Below are 18,131 nucleotides of genomic sequence, written 5' to 3'. Positions count from 1 at the left end.
CACTCCCGTTTGTCTCACAGCGCAACGCCCGTTAGCATCCCTGTATGAATAAGCCGAACGCTCTACGCCGCGCCCTGATTGGAATTTGTTGTCTGCACGGCGTGGCCTGGGCGGCACCCGCCGAAGTCAGCGTTCGCGTCCAGCCTGCCAATAACGCCTTGCGAGACAACATCCAGGCGTATATCGGCTCCGTCGAAGGGCGCGATGTCGCTGGGTTGCAACGCCTACGCCCGGCGACGGAGCGGCAGGCCGAGCAGGCGGCCCAGGCGCTCGGCTACTACCATGCGCAGATCGAGACCCGCGTCGAGCCGGGGGAGACGCCACGGCTGGTGGTCGAGGTACGCCCCGGCGAGCCGGTCAGGCTGCGCAACGTGGATATCCGTATCGAAGGCCCGGCGCGCGAGTTGCGCGCCTTTCGCCAGCCGATACCGGCCGGACTCAAGGCTGGCCAGCCGCTCAACCAGGGCCTCTACGAAGACGCCAAGAGCCTGATCCAGAATCAGGCGCAACGGTATGGTTTCTTTCGCGGCACCTTTACCCAGCACCAGCTCCGGATCGACCCTGCCACCGGATTTGCCGACATCGCCCTGGTGTTCGACAGCGGGCCGCGTTTCGTCCTCGGCAAGGTGTCCTTCGAAGGGGATGCGCCCTTCGATCCCGATCTGCTTCAGCGCATGGTGCCCTTCGCCCAGGGGACGCCCTACGATTCCGAGCTGATCGCCGATTTCCAGAGCAATCTGTTGGCCAGCGGCTTCTTCGATGGGGCGCGGCTCGATACCTATCCCAAGCAGGATGGCGCCGCCGAGGTGCCGGTGACGGTTACTCTGCGCACGCGCAAGCCGCGCACCTTCGGTTTCGGCCCCGGCTACTCCACCGATGTCGGTCCGCGGCTGAGATTCACCTGGGAAAATCACTGGCTCAATCCCCAGGGCCACAGCCTGGGCGCCGAGGCCGAGTTGTCGGCGCCACGCCAGAGCATCGCCACCTGGTACGACATTCCCGGCCAGGACCCGATCAACGACAAGTTCCGCTTCGCCGGCGGCTACCAGTACGAGCAGATCGCCAACGACGACTCCCTCAGCCAGTTGCTGACCGTGGGTCCCGAGTGGCATCGCAAGTTTCCCAACGGCTGGGAGCGGGTGCTCTCGCTCAAGTGGCGCAACGAAAGCTATCGGCTGGGCGACGATGAGGGCACCTCCAACCTGGTGATGCCTGGGGTGGATTTCTCCCTGCTGCGCAGCGACAACCGCATCGACCCCAATCGCGGCTATCGCCTGCAATTCGGCGTCTCGGCGGCGAAGGAGGGGTTGCTCTCGGATGCCAACATGATCCACACCACGGCGCTGGCCCGTGGCCTGATCACGGTGGGCGACGGGCACCGCTTCCTCGGACGCCTGCAGCTGGGCGGCAACTTCACCAATGGCTACAACAAGGTCCCGCCATCGCTGCGCTTCTTCGCCGGCGGTGACCAGAGCGTTCGCGGCTACGACTACCAGACCCTGTCGCCGGAAAACGACGAAGGCGACTACGTGGGCGGTCGCTACCTGGTCGCCGGCGGGGTCGAATACCAGTATCCCCTGCGCGACAAGTGGCGGCTGGCCACCTTCATCGACCAGGGCAGCGCCTTCAACGACCTCAACAACTACGAACTCAAGACCAGCGTCGGCGTGGGCGTACGCTGGGTCTCGCCGGTCGGCCCGATCCGCGTCGACTTGGCGCACGGTCTCGACGAACCCGGCGGTATCCGCCTGCACTTTTCCATAGGGCCTGAGCTGTGAAGTCGGTAGGCGGTGTCATCCTCGGCGTACTGGCGGCCCTGCTGGGCGCGCTGATCCTCCTTCTCGCCCTGGTGCTGGGCAACGCCGGCGTCAGCCGGCTGGTGCTGGAACGGGTGCCGGGTCTGACCCTGACGGACTTCCAGGGGCGCCTGGGTGGCCATTGGCAGGCCCGGCAGCTGGTCTGGGAGGGGGGCGCCACCCGGGTAACGGTCGAGGCGCCCGAATTCGCCTGGCGACCCGCCTGCCTGCTCAGGCTGCAGCTGTGCATCGATACCCTGGTCGCCTCGCGCGTCGCCATCGAGCAGGCGCCCAGTCCGGAGCCGGCGCCGGAGAAGAGCGGGCCCATCCAGTTGCCCAGCCTCGGCTTGCCGCTGGGGGTGCAGCTAGGTGAGGTACGGATCGGCGAGATCCGCTACAACGACGCCGAACAGGCCCGCGACCTGGAGCTCCAGGCCCGCTGGCAGGCTGATGGGATAGCCATCGAGCGCCTAGCCGGAATGGCGCACGGCATCACCCTGGATACCCACGGCCGGTTGCAGCCCAGCGGCGCCTGGCCGCTGCAGTTGCAGGGCACCCTCGGCCTGCCTGCGCCGGAGGCCGCGCCCTGGTCGCTGGCGCTCAGGCTGAACGGCGAATTGCAGAAGACCTTGCAGCTGGAGGCCGACAGCAGCGGCTATCTGCCCGGCCGCCTGACCGGCACGGTGCAGCCGCTGGCGGACAACGTCCCGGCCGATCTGCAACTGGTGGCCGATGGCTTCAAGGCGGCCGCCAGCCTGCCCGATACCCTGCGGCTGAACGACCTCAAGCTGACCGCGCGAGGCGATCTGGCTGCGGGCTACGCCCTGGTCGGCCAGGCGAAACTGCCGGGCGAGGGCGGTCCGGTGGACCTGAATCTGGAGGGTCGCGTCGATGCCAAGGGCGCGCGGATCTCGGCCTTGCGCCTCCAGGCCGCGCCCGAGCAGCGTGTGGCGCTGGCTGGCCAGATCGACTGGCAGCAGGGGCTCGCCGCCGACGCCACCCTGGATTGGCGCGACTTTCCCTGGCGCCGGCTGTATCCCATGGCGGAGCCCCCGGTAAGTCTGCAGCGTCTGCAGGGCGAGGTGGCCTATAGGGATGGTGCCTACCTGGGCAATCTCAAGGCTGCGGCGACCGGTCCGGCCGGCGCCTTCACCCTGGCCACCCCCTTCAGCGGCGATACCACCCAGCTCAATCTGCCCTCGCTGGACCTGCAAGCCGGCCAGGGGCGGGCGCAGGGCAAGGTCAACCTGGGCTTCGCCGAGGGCGTGAGCTGGCAGGTGGCCCTGGATCTGAGCCGCCTGGATCCGGCCTTTTGGGTCGCCCAGTTGCCCGGCAGCCTGGCCGGTCCGCTGCGCAGTTCCGGTGCCTTCAAGGATGGCCGCCTGCAGCTGGATGCCGACCTGGATCTCAAGGGTCGGCTGCGCAACCAGCCGGCCGTGTTGGCAGCCAAGGCCAAGGGCGCCGGCGAGCAGTGGCAGGTCTCGCAGCTGGACATCCGCCTGGGTGACAACCGCATCCAGGGGCAGGGCGCCCTCGATCAACGGCTGCAGGGCCAGCTGCAACTGGATCTGCGACGCCTCGGCCAGCTCTGGCCCGATCTGTCCGGCAGCGTCCAGGGCCGCCTGGATCTGGCCGGCACCCTCAAGGCGCCGGCTGGCCAGCTGCGCCTCGACGGGCGCCAGCTCGCCTATGCCGACAACCGCATGAGCAGCCTGGCGCTGGCGGCGACCCTGGATGACCGCCAGCGCGGCAACCTGGAGCTGACTGCCCAGGGTCTGCAGGCGGCCGGGCGCGATTTCGGCGTCCTGCGCCTGCAGGGGCAGGGCGATCGCCGCCAGCAGCAGGCCGAGCTGTCGCTCAAGGGGCCACAGCTCAACCTGGCGCTCACGGCCGGCGGTACCCTGGCCGACAACGGTGACTGGAAAGGCCAACTGGCCCGCGGCTCGGTTGCCGCCAGTGGCCAGAACTGGACCCTGCAAAGCCCCGCGCGCATCGAGCGCCTGGCCAACGGGCGTCTGGAACTGGGCCGGCACTGCTGGCGGTCCGGCGCGGCCAGCCTCTGTGGCGACGATCAGCAACTGCTGCCCGACACCCGTCTCGCCTGGCACCTGCGCGCCTTCCCGCTCGCCAGTCTGCAACCGCTGCTGCCCCCGGAACTGGCCTGGCAGGGCACCCTCGATGGCGACGTCGACCTGCGCCTGCCCAAGGCCGGACCCGATGGCGAAATCCGGCTCCAGGCCGGTCGTGGCAGCCTCAAGCTGCGCGACGCCGCTGGCCAGTGGCAGACCTTCAGCTACGACAGCCTGGACGTCACCAGCGCCCTGAAGCCGCAGCAGGTGGACACCCAGGTGCGCCTGACCAGTGCCGATCTTGGCCGACTCGACATCCAGGCGCGGCTGGATCCCCGCGATCCGAACCAGGCGCTGGCCGGTCGCTTCCAGTTGCAGGGCCTGAATCTGGCCCTCGGCAAGGCCTTCGTCGAAGGCATCGAACACCTCGAAGGCAAGATCAACGGTGCCGGCGAGCTGGGTGGCACCCTGCTGCAACCGAGGGTCAACGGCCAGATCCAGCTCAGCGGGGGCGACATCGGCGGCGGCAGCGTGCCGACGCGCCTGCAGGACCTCGGCTTGACCGCCCGCATCCAGGGCGACACCGCGCTGCTCGACGGCGGCTGGCGCAGCGGCACCCAGGGGCGCGGCCAGATCCGGGGCAGCGTCGGCTGGGCCAACGGCCTGGACGTCAATGTGGCGGTCACCGGCGACAAGCTGCCGGTCAATGTCGAGCCCTATGCGCAGCTGGAAGTGGCGCCCGATCTCAAGATCCTGATGAAGGACGGCCGCCTGGCCCTGGCCGGCGAGGTGCGGGTGCCGCGCGGGCGCATCCAGGTGCAGCAGCTGCCGCCATCCACGGTCAAGGTGTCGGACGATGCCGTCATCGTCGGCCAGGAGGCTCCGGCCAAGCAGCCGGCGATGCAGATCGCCATGGACGTCGACGTGCTGGTCGGATCCGACAAGCTCACCTTCGATGCCTTCGGCCTGTCCGCCGAAATCGTTGGCAAGGTGCACATCGGCGACAACCTCGACACCCGCGGCGAGTTGAACCTGCGCAACGGTCGCTACAACGCCTATGGTCAGCGCCTCACCATGAGACGCGCACGGCTGTTCTTCCAGGGGCCCATCGCCCAGCCCTATATCGATGTGGAAGCCGTGCGGGTGGTGCAGGAGCAGAACGTCACCGCCGGCCTGCGGCTTTCGGGTTTCGCCCAGCAGCCGCGCATCGAGGTGTTCTCCGAACCCAGCATGAGCCAGGAGCAGGCGCTGGCCTACCTGGTGCTGGGACGCCCGCTTTCCAGCGGCAGCGAAGGGGACAACAACGTGCTCGGTCAGGCGGCACTGGCCCTCGGCCTGGCCGGCAGCTCAGGTACTGCCGGCGCCCTGGCGCAACGGTTGGGTATCCAGAACTTCCAGCTGGATACCGCCGGTTCGGGGGACAAGACCAGCGTGGTGGCCTCGGGCAATCTCACCGACAGGCTGTCGGTGCGCTATGGGGTAGGGGTGTTCGATTCGGCCAACACCGTCGCCCTGCGTTACCAGCTCACCCGCCGGCTCTATTTGGAGATCGCCAGCGGTCTGGCCAACTCCCTGGATTTCTTCTATCGCCGCGATTTTTGACGCAAGGACGCGTAACGCTTTGATCGGGTGCGGAAAACGTGTTTACTCCCTGTCCCGTCTCATGAGAAAGGAGCAGTTCATGGCAACCGTCAATTTGCGTGGCAACCCGGTCGAGGTGCAGGGCAACCTGCCGCAGGTCGGCCAGCAGGCCCCGGCGTTCAGCCTGGTCAACGGCGATCTGCAGGACATTACCCTGGCCAGCCTCGCCGGCAAGCGCAAGGTGCTCAACATCTTCCCCAGCGTCGATACCCCGACCTGCGCCACCTCGGTGCGCAAGTTCAACGCCGAAGTCGACAAGCTGGATAACACCGTGGTGCTGTGCATTTCCGCCGACCTGCCGTTCGCCCAGAAGCGCTTCTGCGGCGCCGAAGGCCTGGAAAAGGTGGTGAACCTCTCCACCCTGCGCGGTGCCGAATTCCTGCACAACTATGGCGTCGCCCTGGCCAGCGGTCCGCTGCAAGGCTTGGCCGCCCGCGCCGTGGTGGTGCTGGACGAGCAGGACAAGGTGCTGCACAGCGAGCTGGTCCCCGAGATCGGTCAGGAGCCGGACTACGCGGCCGCACTCGCCGTTCTCGGCTGATCGCCGCCAACCCACCGCTCTGCGCGGTGGGCGCTTCGAAACGGGCAGGCGCCTTTTGTGTCTGCCCGTTTTGCTTTAGGTAAAATCGCGGTAAAGGGGCTGGTTAGCCGTCTCGCTACTGCTTATCTTCCGCCTTTCCCAGCGTGTACGTATCTTCCGATGTCCGACTCTTCGCCTCGCTCTTCCTCCCGTCGCCGACTGGTGTGGCTGCTCGTCCTCGTGGTGCTGGTGGCTGCGGGTGGCTGGTATTGGTATCACCAGCACGGCCAGAAGAACGAGGCCGCTGGCGGCAAGGGCGCGCGTTCGCCCTTCGGCATGACCGGCCCCACGCCGGTACGGGTGATGGCGGTGGAGCAGCGCAGCTTTCCCATCGTGCGCAAGTCCATCGGCACCGTGACGGCGCTCAATACCGTCAATGTCCGCACCCGCGTCGCCGGAGAACTGGTGCGGGTGGCCTTCGAGGAGGGCCAGAAGGTCAAGGCCGGCGAGTTGCTGGCCAGCATAGATCCGCGTCCCTATGAGGTGGCGCTGCAACAGGCCGAAGGCACCCTGCAGCAGAACCAGGCGCAGCTGCGTAATGCCGAGCTGGACCTGAAGCGCTACCAGGGGCTGTTCCGCGAAGACAGCATCGCCAGGCAGACCCTGGATACCCAGGAAGCCCTGGTCAACCAGTACCGTGGCACCCTCAAGAACAGCCAGGCGGCGGTGGCCGATGCCAAGCTGAATCTGGCCTTCACCCAGATCAAGGCGCCCATCGCCGGGCGCGTCGGCCTGCGCCAGCTGGACGGCGGCAACCTGCTGTCCGCCAACGACAGCACCGTGGTGGCCGTCATCACCCAGACCCAGCCGATCTCGGTGGTCTTCACCCTGCCGGAAAGCCAGCTGGGCGAATTGCTCAGGCGTGCCCGCGCCGGCCAGACCCTGCCGGTCGAAGCCTGGGATCGCGGCGGTTCGCGCAAGGTCGCCGACGGCACCCTGCAGAGCTTCGACAACCAGATCGACACCGCCACCGGCACCCTCAAGTTCCGCGCCCGTTTCGCCAACGGCGACGAGGCGCTGTTCCCCAACCAGTTCGTGACCGTGCGCGTGCGTGAACAGGTGTTGGAGCAGGCGCTGGTGGTGCCTTCGGCCTCCATCCAGTTCGGCTCCAATGGCACCTTCGCCTACGTGGTCGGGGCCGACAACAAGATCCAGGTGCGCAGCCTCAAGCTGGGGCCGGATGACGGCAGCCTGACCGTGGTCACCGAGGGCCTGGCCGCCGGTGACCGGGTGGTGACCGAAGGCACCGATCGCCTGCGCGAGGGCAACGAGGTGGAGGTGGTCACCGGGGCCTCGGCGGCGCCCAGCGAACCGGCCAAGCCGGCGGTACGCAAGCCCGGCAAGACCCAGGGCTGACCGGCCGCGATGGATATCTCGCGCCCCTTCATCCTGCGCCCGGTCGCCACCACCCTGTTGATGGTGGCGCTGCTCATCGCCGGTCTGCTGGCCTATCGCCTGCTGCCGGTCGCGGCCCTGCCGCAGGTGGACTATCCCACCATCCGCGTGCTCACCCTCTATCCGGGCGCCAGTCCCGACGTCATGACCAGCGCCGTCACCGCACCGCTGGAGCGCCAGTTCGGGCAGATGCCCGGCCTGTCGCAGATGGCCTCCACCAGCTCCGGCGGGGCTTCGGTCATCACCCTCAGATTCAATCTCGAGTTGGACCTGTCGGTCGCCGAGCAGGAGGTCCAGGCGGCGATCAACGCGGCCAACAACCTGCTGCCCAACGACCTGCCGGCGCCGCCGGTGTACAACAAGGTCAATCCGGCCGATACGCCCATCGTCACCCTGGCGATCAGCTCCAGGACCTTGCCGCTGCCCACGCTCTACGACCTGGTCGATACCCGCATGGCGCAGAAGCTGGCCCAGGTGAGCGGGGTGGGGATGGTCAGCCTGGCCGGTGGCCAGCGCCCGGCCGTGCGCATCCAGGTCGATCCGGACAAGCTCGCCGCCCACAACCTGACCCTGGCCGACGTGCGCAGCCTGGTCACCAGCGAAAACACCAACCAGCCGAAGGGCAGCTTCGACGGTCCCACCCGGGTCGCCACCCTGGACGCCAACGACCAGTTGCGCGACCCCAAGGCCTACGGCGACCTGATCCTCAACTACGCCGACAACGGCGCCCTGCGCCTGGGTGACGTCGCCACCATCGCCCAGGGCGCGGAGAACGACCGCCTGGCCGCCTGGGCCAATCGCAGCGGCGCTATCCTGGTCAATGTCCAGCGCCAGCCTGGCGCCAACGTCATCCAGACCGTCGACCGCATCCAGGCGCTCTTGCCCAGCCTCAGGGAAAGCCTGCCGGCCGGTCTCGACATCGCCGTGCTCAGCGACCGTACCGAGACCATCCGCGCGGCGGTCACCGACGTCCAGCACGAGATGCTGCTGGCGGTGGGGCTGGTGGTCATGGTCACCTTCGTCTTCCTGCGCCGCTTCAGCGCCACCCTGATCCCCTCGGTGACGGTGCCGCTGTCGCTGATCGGCACCTTTGGCGCCATGTACCTGGCCGGCTTCTCGCTGAACAACCTGTCGCTGATGGCCCTGACCATCGCCACCGGGTTCGTCGTCGACGACGCCATCGTCATGCTGGAGAACATCTCCCGGCATCTGGAAGAGGGCGCCACGCCCCTGGAAGCGGCGCTCAAAGGCGCCCGCCAGATCGGCTTTACCCTGGTGTCCCTGACCGTCTCGCTGATCGCGGTGCTCATCCCGCTGCTGTTCATGCAGGACGTGGTCGGCCGGCTGTTCCGCGAATTCGCCATCACCCTGGCGGTGGCCATCCTCATCTCCCTGGTGATCTCCCTGACGCTCACGCCGATGATGTGCGCCCGGCTGCTCAAGCGCGAGGAGGCCGCGGAACATCGACTGGTCTGGCTGGAGCGGCTGATCGCCGGCTACGGTCGCGCGCTGCGCTGGTCGCTGGCCAACCGGGCGCTGATGCTGCTGCTGGCGGTCGCGACCTTCGTGCTCACCGCGGTGCTCTACCTGCTGGTGCCCAAGGGCTTCTTTCCGGCCCAGGACACCGGCTCCATCCAGGGCATCACCGAGGCGCCCCAGTCCATCTCCTTCCGCGGCATGAGCGAGCGCCAGCAGGCGCTGGCCGAGGTGGTGCTGCAGGACCCGGCGGTGGCGAGCCTGTCGTCCTACATCGGCGTCGACGGCGACAACGTCACCCTCAACAGCGGCCGCATGCAGATCAACCTCAAGCCGCAGAGCGAGCGCGACGTGACGGCCCAGGAGGTGATCGACCGCCTGCGTCCCGAGGTCGCCAAGGTGGTGGGCATCACCCTCTACATGCAGCCGGTGCAGGACCTCAGCGTCGAAGACCGGGTCAGCCGGACCCAGTACCAGCTCAGCCTGGACTCGCCCGATGCCAATCTGCTCGACACCTGGGTGCCGCGCCTGACCCAGGCCCTGCAGCAACGCCCGGAAGTCACGGATGTCACCAGCGACCTGCAGAACAAGGGCCTGCAGTTGTACCTGACCATCGACCGAGACGCCGCGGCGCGCCTCGGTGTCCAGGTCTCGGCCATCACCGACGCCCTCTACGACGCCCTCGGTCAGCGGCAGATCTCGACCATCTACACCCAGGCCAACCAGTATCGGGTGGTGCTGGCCAGCGCCGCCGCCGACAGCCTCGGGCCTGATGCCCTCAGCCAGGTCTGGGTGAAGGCGGGCGGTGGTACCTCGTCCAGCGGCAGCAGCGGCACCGGAACGGCCACCACCAGCGAAACCACCACGGACACCAGTCGCGCGCCGGTGCGGCTGTCCAGCCTGGTGAAGATGGAGCAGCGACCGACCCGGCTGGTGATCAACCACCTGAGCCAGTTCCCGGCGGTGACCCTGTCGTTCAACCTGGCCAACGGCGTTTCCCTCGGCGCCGCCGTGGCGGCCATCGATGCGGCCAAGCAGGAGATCGGCCTGCCGGTGGGCATCAACACCCACTACCAGGGCGCAGCGGCGGCCTTCCAGGCCTCGCTGTCCAGTACCCTGCTGCTGATCCTGGCGGCGGTGGTGGTGATGTACATCGTCCTGGGAGTGCTCTACGAGAGCTTCATCCATCCCCTGACCATCCTCTCGACGCTGCCCTCGGCGGCCATCGGCGCGCTGCTGGCCTTGCTGCTCACCGGCAACGACCTCGGCCTGATCGCGGTGATCGGCATCATCCTGCTGATCGGCATCGTCAAGAAGAACGCCATCATGATGATCGACTTCGCCCTCGATGCCGAACGGCACCAGGGGCTGAAGCCTGAAGAGGCCATCTATCAGGCCGCCTTGCTGAGATTCCGGCCGATCCTCATGACCACCCTGGCCGCGCTGTTCGGCGCGGTGCCGCTGATGCTGGCCACCGGCGCCGGCGCCGAGTTGCGCCAGCCGCTGGGCCTGGTGATGGTCGGCGGCCTGCTGGTCAGCCAGGTACTGACGCTGTTCACCACCCCGGTGATCTACCTGGCCTTCGACAGCCTGGGCGAGCGCCTGGGTCGGCGCAGGACGGCCTGAGGTGAATCTCTCGGCGCCCTTTATCGCCCGGCCGGTCGCGACCCTGCTGCTGAGCCTGGCGCTGCTGCTGCTCGGCGCCATCGCCTTCCGGCTGTTGCCGGTGGCGCCCCTGCCGCAGATGGACTTTCCCACCATCACGGTCTCGGCGACCCTGTCCGGCGCCAGTCCCCAGGTGATGGCCTCCAGCGTCGCCACGCCGCTGGAGCGTTCCCTGGGCACCATCGCCGGCATCAGCTCCATGACCAGCCGCAGCAGCCAGGGCTCGACCCAGATCATCATCCAGTTCGACCTGGACAAGGACGTCAACACTGCCGCCCGCGAGGTGCAGGCGGCCATCAACGCCTCGCGCAACCTCTTGCCCAGCGGCATGCGCCAGATGCCGCGCTATCGCAAGGTCAATCCGTCCCAGGCACCCATCATGGTGTTCTCCCTGACTTCCAAGACGCTGAGCAAGGGCGAGCTGTACGACCTGGCGTCCACGGTGCTGGCGCAGAGCCTGTCCCAGGTCAACGGCGTGGGCGAGGTGCAGATCGGCGGCAGCTCCCTGCCAGCGGTGCGCGTCGAGTTGGAGCCGCGGCAGCTGGAGCACTATGGCCTGGCGCTGGATGACGTCCGCACCGCCATCAACAGCGCCAACCAGCGCCGGCCCAAGGGCGCGGTGGCCAATGACGAGCACAACTGGCAGATCCAGGCCAACGACCAGCTGTTCAAGGCGGCCGACTACGCGCCCCTTATCATCCGCTACCAGGATGGCGCGGCCTTGCGCCTGCGCGATGTCGCCAAGGTCAGCGACGCCGTGGAAGACCGCTACAACGCCGGCTTCTACAACGACCAGAGCGCCGTGCTGCTGGTGGTCAATCGCCAGGCCAACGCCAACATCATCGAGACCATCGCCGCGCTCAAGGCGCGCCTGCCGGCGCTGGAAGCCATCGTCCCGGCCAGCGCGCGTCTGGAAGTGGCCATGGACAGATCCGGGGTGATCAAGGCGACCCTGCACGAGGCCGAGCTGACCCTGATCATCGCCGTCTTCCTGGTGATCGGCGTGGTCTGGCTGTTCCTCGGTCGGCTGCGCAGCGCGGTGATCCCGGCCCTGGCGGTACCCATCTCGCTGGTGGGTACATTCGCCGTCATGTACATCCTGGGCTTTTCGCTCAACACCCTGTCGCTGATGGCCTTGATCCTGGCGGCAGGGCTGGTAGTGGACGATGCCATCGTGGTGCTGGAGAACATCGCCCGCCACATCGACAACGGCATGGCGCCGCTCAAGGCGGCCTACCAGGGTACCCGCGAGGTCGGCTTCACCCTGCTGTCGATGAACGTCTCCCTGGTGGCGGTCTTCGTCGCCATCCTGTTCATCGGCGGTATCGTCGAAAAGCTGTTCCGCGAATTCTCCCTGACCCTGGCGGCGGCCATCCTGGTGTCGCTGGTGGTGTCCCTGACGCTGACGCCCATGCTCTGCGCACGCTGGCTCAGGCCTCATGATCCGGCCACCGAAAGCCGCCTGCAGCGCTTCAGCGAGCGCGCCCATCGTCGCCTGGTGGCGGGTTACGACCGCAGCCTCGGCTGGGCGCTGCGCCATCGGCGCCTGACCCTGCTCAGTCTGTTCGCCACCATAGCGCTCAACGTGGCGCTCTATGTGGTGGTGCCCAAGACCTTCATGCCGCAGCAGGACACCGGCCAGCTGATCGGCTTCATCCGCGGCGACAACGCCCTGTCGTTCCAGGTGATGCAGCCGAAGATCGAGATCCTGCGCAAGTCGCTGCTGGCCGATCCGGCAGTGGCCAGTGCCTCCGGCTTCGTTGGCAGCTCCGGCTCCGGCAGCGGGGTGAACAACGCGGTGATGCTGATTCGCCTCAAGCCCATCACCGAGCGCCAGCTGGATGCCCAGAAGGTCATCGAGCGCATCCGCGCCAATGCGCCCAAGGTGCCGGGCGCCCAGCTGTTCCTCATGGCCGACCAGGACCTGAGATTCGGCGGGCGCCAGCAGAGTACCTCGTCCTATGAGTACAACCTGCTCTCCGGCGACGTCGGGCTGCTGGAAACCTGGCAGCCCAAGGTGCTGGCCGCGCTCAAGGCGCTGCCGGAGCTGACCGCGGTGGACGGCCGCGAAGGCAGCACCCAGCAGATCACCCTGCAGATCGACCGCGAGAAGGCCAAGCGCCTCGGCGTGGACATGGAGACCGTGGCTGCGGTACTCAACAACTCCTTCGCCCAGCGGCAGATCTCGACCATCTATGAGCCGCTCAACCAGTACAAGGTGGTGATGGAGATCAATCCGCGCTATGCCCAGGACCCGACCGTCCTCGAGCAGGTGCGGGTCATCACCGCCAGCGGCGCCCAGGTGCCGCTGGCGGCCTTCGCCTACTACACCAACAGCCTCGCCGAGGACCGCGTCACCCACGACGGCCAGTTCGCCTCGGAAAGCATCAACTTCGACCTGGCGCCGGATGTCAGCCTGGAACAGGCGACCCGGGCGGTGCAGCGCGCCGTGGCCGCCATCGGCCTGCCCAGCGATGTGCAGGGGCGCCTGGGCGGCTCCGCCAACATCTTCGCCAGCACCGTGTCCGGGCAGCCGCTGATGATCCTCGGCGCCCTGGTGCTGGTCTACATCGTGCTCGGCGTGCTCTACGAAAGCTATGTCCACCCCTTGACCATCCTCTCGACGCTGCCGTCGGCCGGGGTAGGGGCCTTGCTGGCCATCCAGCTCACCGGTGGCCAGTTCAGCCTGATCTCCATGCTCGGGCTGTTCCTGCTGATCGGGGTGGTGAAAAAGAACGCCATCATGATGGTGGACCTGGCGCTGCAGCTGGAACGCCAGCAGGGCCTGACGCCCGAGGAGGGCATCCGTCAGGCCTGCCTGCTGCGCCTGAGGCCCATCCTCATGACCACCATGGCCGCCATCCTCGGCGCCGTACCGCTGCTGATCGGCGATACCGAAGGCGCCGAAATGCGCCAGCCGCTGGGCCTGGTGATCGTCGGCGGGCTGGTGCTGAGCCAGATTCTCACGCTCTACACCACCCCGGTGGTCTATCTCTATTTCGAACGCCTGCGCCGCCGCGTCAATCGCTGGCGCGGCATCCGTACCGACGCTGCCCTGGATACGCCGCTATGACCCCAACCCTGCGCCTGCCGACGCTGACCCTGGCTCTGCTGCTGGCCGGCTGTACCCTGGGCCCGGACTACCAGCGGCCGACCACCACGGTGCCGGTCGCCTATCGCCACGCCGAAGGCTGGCAGGCGGCGGCGCCCAAGGACCTGGAGATCCGTGGCGACTGGTGGCGGCGCTATGACGATCCGACCCTCGACCGTCTGATGGTCCAGCTCAACCAGCGCAACCAGAGCCTGGCCCAGGCCGAGGCGACCTATCGGCAATCCCTGGCCCTGGTCAGCCAGGCACGGGCTTCGCTGTTCCCAACCCTCTCCAGCAGCCTGGGCGCCACCCGCTCCGGGCGCGGGGGTGGTTCGGGCAGCAACACCGTCATCCGCAACTCCAATGGCACCAGCAGCACCGTCAGCAGCGGTGGCTCCAGCACCATCAGCAACGCCTACGACGCCAGTCTGGGGGTGAGTTGGGAGCTGGATCTCTGGGGCCGCGTCCGGCGCCAGGTGGAGGCGGATCGGGCCTCTGCCCAGGCCAGCGCCGCGGAGCTCGCGGCCACCCGCCTGAGCCTGCAGACGCAACTGGCGACCAACTACCTGCAACTGCGCGTACTGGACGCCCAGCAGCGACTGCTCGACGCCACCGTGGCCGCCTACGAGCGATCCCTGCGCCTGACCCAGAATCAGTACCGCGCCGGCATCGTCACCCCGGCGGATGTGGCCCAGGCCACCACCCAGCTGAAGAGCACCCAGGCCGACGCCATCGACCTCAGGTATCAGCGTGCCCAGCTGGAAAACGCCATCGCGGTGCTGGTCGGCGAAGTCCCGGCCAATTTCCAGCTGGCCGCGGTCAAAACGATTCCCGAGTTGCCGCCGCTGCCGAGCGCCGTGCCCTCGACGCTGCTCGAACGTCGTCCGGACATCGCCCAGGCCGAGCGCCAGGTCATGGCCGCCAATGCCGCCATCGGCGTCGCCGAAGCCGCCTATTATCCCGACCTGACCCTGAGTGCCAGCGGTGGCTACAGCGCCAGCCAGTGGGGCAACCTGATCAGCACGCCAAATCGCTTCTGGTCGATCGGGCCGTCCTTTGCCCTGTCGCTGTTCGATGGCGGCCTGAGACGCGCTCAGGTGGAGTCCGCCGAGGCCAGCTACGACGCCAGCGTCGCCGGTTATCGCCAGACCGTGCTCGCGGGCTTCCGCGAGGTGGAAGACTATCTGGTGCAGTTGAGTACCTACAGCGACGAAGCCGGCGTGCGCCAGGAGGCCCTGGATGCCGCGCGCCGCGCCCTGCAACTGGCCGAGAACCAGTACCAGGCCGGCCTGATCGGCTATCTCGACGTGGTCACCCTGCAGACCACCGCCCTGAGCAACGAGCGCACCAACCTGACCCTGCTCGGCAGTCGCCTCAGCACCAGCGTCCAGCTGATCGCCGCGCTCGGCGGTGGCTGGGATGGCAATCTCACGACGCCCGCACCGCCACGGCGGCCCTGATCCTGAGCAGGAAAAAGCCGCGCAGCTTCTGGATTGTCGAGGCTGCGGGCGCGCCAGCGGTCGAGGCACGACGGCCGATCACCGGCGCGCCGGAGCGGATGGAGCTGAACGCTTGCGTGGATAGCCCCCTCTCCCTGCGGGAGAGGGATGGGGTGAGGGGGCTCTTTGCCGCGAAGTCCCCAGTGGAACAGGCTGCGCCGTTTTCCACGCTACTGCACGGGAGGGCAACGTCACGCCCCAGCGGCCCTGACGGCGGGCACAAAAAAGCCGGGCGATGGCCCGGCTTTTTCACGACTGGCGCTTAGTTGGGGAAGAGTTCGCCCAGCTTCATGCTCAGCATCATGTTGCCTTCGACGCGCAGCTTGCCGGACATGAAGGCCTGCATGCCGTCGGTCTCGCCGCTGACGATGCCGGCCAGGGTGGCCTGGTCCATGATCAGGGTGCAATCCGGATCGGCGGCGTCGCCCTGCTGGACGTCGCAGGTGCCGTCCTTGACGACCACGTAGTAGTTGTCACCACCCTCGACGTCGAATTGATAGGTGAGGTCCAGGCCGGCCGCGGCGGAGGGGTCGAACTTGCTCTTCAGGGTGGCGATGGCTTCGGCTGCGCTCATGGCGAGGGTCCTTGTGGTCTTTTTCGATGAGGCCCACTCCAGGCGGAGGGGCAGGGCACTCGACCGAGGGTAGGGGGCGACAGGAGGCCTGTCAACGGATATTCATACGCTTGTTTGAAAGGCGCGGGCGCATGCCCGGCCGGATCACGGCCCACGGCCGGCCTGTGCAGAAAGACCGCCCGGGAGTCGCCGAGTTTCTATCGGTCGGGCGACTCGGTATGCTGGGCAGGGCACTGCTGCCGCCATCCTAGGAGAGTCCGTGGAGTTTCTTGCCGACTATGCCAGTTTCCTGGCCAAAACCGTCACCGTGGTGGTCGCCATCATCGCCGTGCTGCTGTTCACCGCCGCCGTTCGCGGCCGCAACCGGCGCAGCTCGGCCGGCCAGCTGCAGGTACAGAAGCTCAACGACTTCTATCGCGATCTGCGGCTGAGGTTGCAGCAGAGCGTGCTGGGCAAGGAGGCCTTCAAGGCCCTGCGCAAACGCGAGACCAAGGCCGAGAAGACCAAGCGCAAGAGCGAGACCGGCAAATCGCGGGTCTATGTGCTCGACTTCCATGGCGACATCAAGGCCACGGCCAACGAACACCTGCGCAACGAGATCACCGCGGTCCTGACCCTGGCGACGCCCAAGGACGAGGTGGTGGTACGGCTGGAAAGCGGCGGTGGCCTGGTGCACAGCTATGGCCTGGCCGCCTCCCAGCTGGCGCGCATCCGCCAGGCCGGGATCCCCCTGACCATCTGTGTCGACAAGGTGGCCGCCAGCGGCGGCTACATGATGGCCTGCATCGGCGATCGCATCCTCTGCGCGCCCTTCGCCATCCTCGGGTCCATCGGCGTGGTCGCCCAGTTGCCCAATGTCCATCGCCTGCTGAAGAAGCACGACGTGGACTTCGAGGTCTTCACCGCCGGTGAGTACAAGCGCACCGTCACCGTATTCGGCGAGAACGACGAGAAGAGCAAGGAGAAATTCCAGCACGACCTGGACACCACCCACGTCCTGTTCAAGAACTTCGTCTCCCACTACCGGCCGCAGCTCAACATCGACGAGGTCGCCACCGGTGAGGTCTGGCTGGGCCAGGCCGCGCTGGGCAAGCAACTGGTGGACGAACTGCGTACCAGCGACGAATACCTGGCCGAACGGGCCCAGGTGGTCGAGGTCTTTTCGCTGCGTTTCGTCGAGAAGAAATCCCTGCCCGAACGCCTGGGCATGGCGGCGAGTCTCGGTGTCGATCGTCTGGTGACCACCTGGTGGGAGCGTCTGGGCGAGTCGACCCGCTGGCGCTGAGGTCCATAGGACGGGCGGCCCCATAACAAGACTCCAACGGAGGTTCTGCGATGAGCAATTTTCAGGCGCTCTGGGTAACCGAAGGGGCCCATGGTGCTTTTCGGCAAGAAGTGGTGACACGCACCCTGGACGACCTGCCCGCGGGCGAGGTGCTGATCCGGGTGCGCTACTCCTCGCTCAACTACAAGGACGCGCTCTCGGCCATCGGCAACCGCGGCGTGACCCGGCGCTATCCCCATACCCCGGGGATCGACGCGGCGGGCGTGGTGGAGCAGTCCAGCGCGGGCGAATTCGCCGTGGGCGACGAAGTCCTCGTCACCGGCTATGACCTCGGCATGAACACCCCCGGCGGCTTCGGCCAGTACATCCGGGTGCCGGCCGCCTGGGTGATCCGGCGCCCGGACAATCTCGGCCTGCGCGAGGCCATGGTGCTGGGCACCGCGGGTCTCACCGCGGCGCTGTGCGTCGAGAAACTGGAACAGATGGGCCTGACCCCGGAGGCCGGCACCGTGCTGGTCACCGGCGCCAGTGGCGGCGTGGGCAGCCTTGCGGTCAAGCTGCTGGCGCGACTCGGCTATCACGTGGCGGCGTCCACCGCCAAGCTGGAGCGCGCGGAGTGGCTGCATCGCCTGGGCGCCCGGCAAATCCTCGACCGCGCGACCCTGGCCGATGGCGTCGGCAAGCCGCTCCTGGATCAGCAGTGGGCCGGAGCGGTGGATACCGTCGGCGGCGACATCCTCTTCAACGTCATCAAGTCGCTGGAATACGGCGGCAGCGTGGCCTGCTGCGGCATGACGGCGGGCACCAAGTTCGAAGCCGGGGTCTTTCCCTTCATCCTGCGCGGAGTGAATCTGCTGGGCGTGGATTCCGTCGAGTTGCCACTGATGGCCAAGGCCGCGCTCTGGGACAAGCTTTCGGTGCAGTGGAAGCTGGACGACCTGGACAGCCTGACCCGCGAGGTCGGCCTGGAGGAACTGCCCGATACCATCAGCCAGATCCTCGCCGGCAAGATGGTGGGCCGGGTGGTGGTCGATCTCGGTTGAGCGAAGGCCAGGCAAAA

At 67.4% G+C, this 18,131-nt stretch carries 10 protein-coding genes; 9 read left to right on the top strand and 1 reads right to left on the bottom strand.

The genetic code is table 11. From position 1 onward, the window contains the following. Window positions 1–44: 44 nt before the first annotated feature. The 7 genes from DBY63_RS22645 to DBY63_RS22615 all read left to right on the top strand — a co-directional run bounded on the left by DBY63_RS22645 (window position 45) and on the right by DBY63_RS22615 (window position 15,173). Complete coding sequence (locus tag DBY63_RS22645; protein WP_219860232.1) at window positions 45–1,778, top strand: autotransporter assembly complex family protein; 1,734 nt, start codon at window positions 45–47, stop codon at window positions 1,776–1,778. After that, on the top strand, window positions 1,775–5,467 hold the full coding sequence (locus tag DBY63_RS22640; protein ID WP_108582859.1) for a translocation/assembly module TamB domain-containing protein: 3,693 nt from the start codon (window positions 1,775–1,777) through the stop codon (window positions 5,465–5,467). The genes DBY63_RS22645 and DBY63_RS22640 overlap by 4 nt, the downstream gene beginning before the upstream one ends. 79 nt (window positions 5,468–5,546) lie before the next feature. Then, window positions 5,547–6,047: a thiol peroxidase gene (gene tpx, locus DBY63_RS22635; RefSeq protein WP_108582860.1), complete on the top strand. Its 501-nt coding sequence runs from the start codon at window positions 5,547–5,549 to the stop codon at window positions 6,045–6,047. Between the two features lie 159 nt (window positions 6,048–6,206). Continuing rightward, window positions 6,207–7,442, top strand: a complete 1,236-nt coding sequence (locus DBY63_RS22630; protein WP_108582861.1) for an MdtA/MuxA family multidrug efflux RND transporter periplasmic adaptor subunit — start codon at window positions 6,207–6,209, stop codon at window positions 7,440–7,442. A gap of 9 nt (window positions 7,443–7,451) precedes the next feature. Beyond that, on the top strand, window positions 7,452–10,583 hold the full coding sequence (locus DBY63_RS22625; protein ID WP_108582862.1) for a multidrug efflux RND transporter permease subunit: 3,132 nt from the start codon (window positions 7,452–7,454) through the stop codon (window positions 10,581–10,583). A gap of 1 nt (window position 10,584) precedes the next feature. Further along, a complete protein-coding gene (locus DBY63_RS22620) occupies window positions 10,585–13,695 on the top strand; it encodes an efflux RND transporter permease subunit (protein ID WP_108582863.1) in 3,111 nt (1,036 codons plus the stop codon). Next, on the top strand, window positions 13,692–15,173 hold the full coding sequence (locus tag DBY63_RS22615) for an efflux transporter outer membrane subunit (RefSeq protein WP_042134029.1): 1,482 nt from the start codon (window positions 13,692–13,694) through the stop codon (window positions 15,171–15,173). The genes DBY63_RS22620 and DBY63_RS22615 overlap by 4 nt, the downstream gene beginning before the upstream one ends. A gap of 301 nt (window positions 15,174–15,474) precedes the next feature. Here the strand turns inward: DBY63_RS22615 and DBY63_RS22610 are convergent, their stop codons facing one another. Next, the gene (locus DBY63_RS22610) at window positions 15,475–15,786 is read right to left on the bottom strand and encodes an SCP2 sterol-binding domain-containing protein (protein WP_007158414.1); all 312 of its coding nucleotides are present in this window, start codon (window positions 15,784–15,786) and stop codon (window positions 15,475–15,477) included. Window positions 15,787–16,045: 259 nt separating this feature from the next. Here DBY63_RS22610 and sohB point away from each other — a divergent pair, with 259 nt between their 5' ends. Further along, window positions 16,046–17,071: a protease SohB gene (sohB, locus tag DBY63_RS22605; protein WP_108582864.1), complete on the top strand. Its 1,026-nt coding sequence runs from the start codon at window positions 16,046–16,048 to the stop codon at window positions 17,069–17,071. A 50-nt stretch (window positions 17,072–17,121) separates the two neighbouring features. After that, window positions 17,122–18,114, top strand: a complete 993-nt coding sequence (locus tag DBY63_RS22600) for a YhdH/YhfP family quinone oxidoreductase (RefSeq protein ID WP_007158412.1) — start codon at window positions 17,122–17,124, stop codon at window positions 18,112–18,114. Window positions 18,115–18,131 lie beyond the last annotated feature (17 nt).

The organism is Pseudomonas sp. RIT411, from assembly GCF_003057735.2.
GTDB classification, from domain to species: domain Bacteria; phylum Pseudomonadota; class Gammaproteobacteria; order Pseudomonadales; family Pseudomonadaceae; genus Chryseomonas; species Chryseomonas oryzihabitans.
The sequence above is the reverse complement of the archived record's forward strand: the minus strand, read 5'-3'. Positions and strand labels throughout refer to the sequence as shown.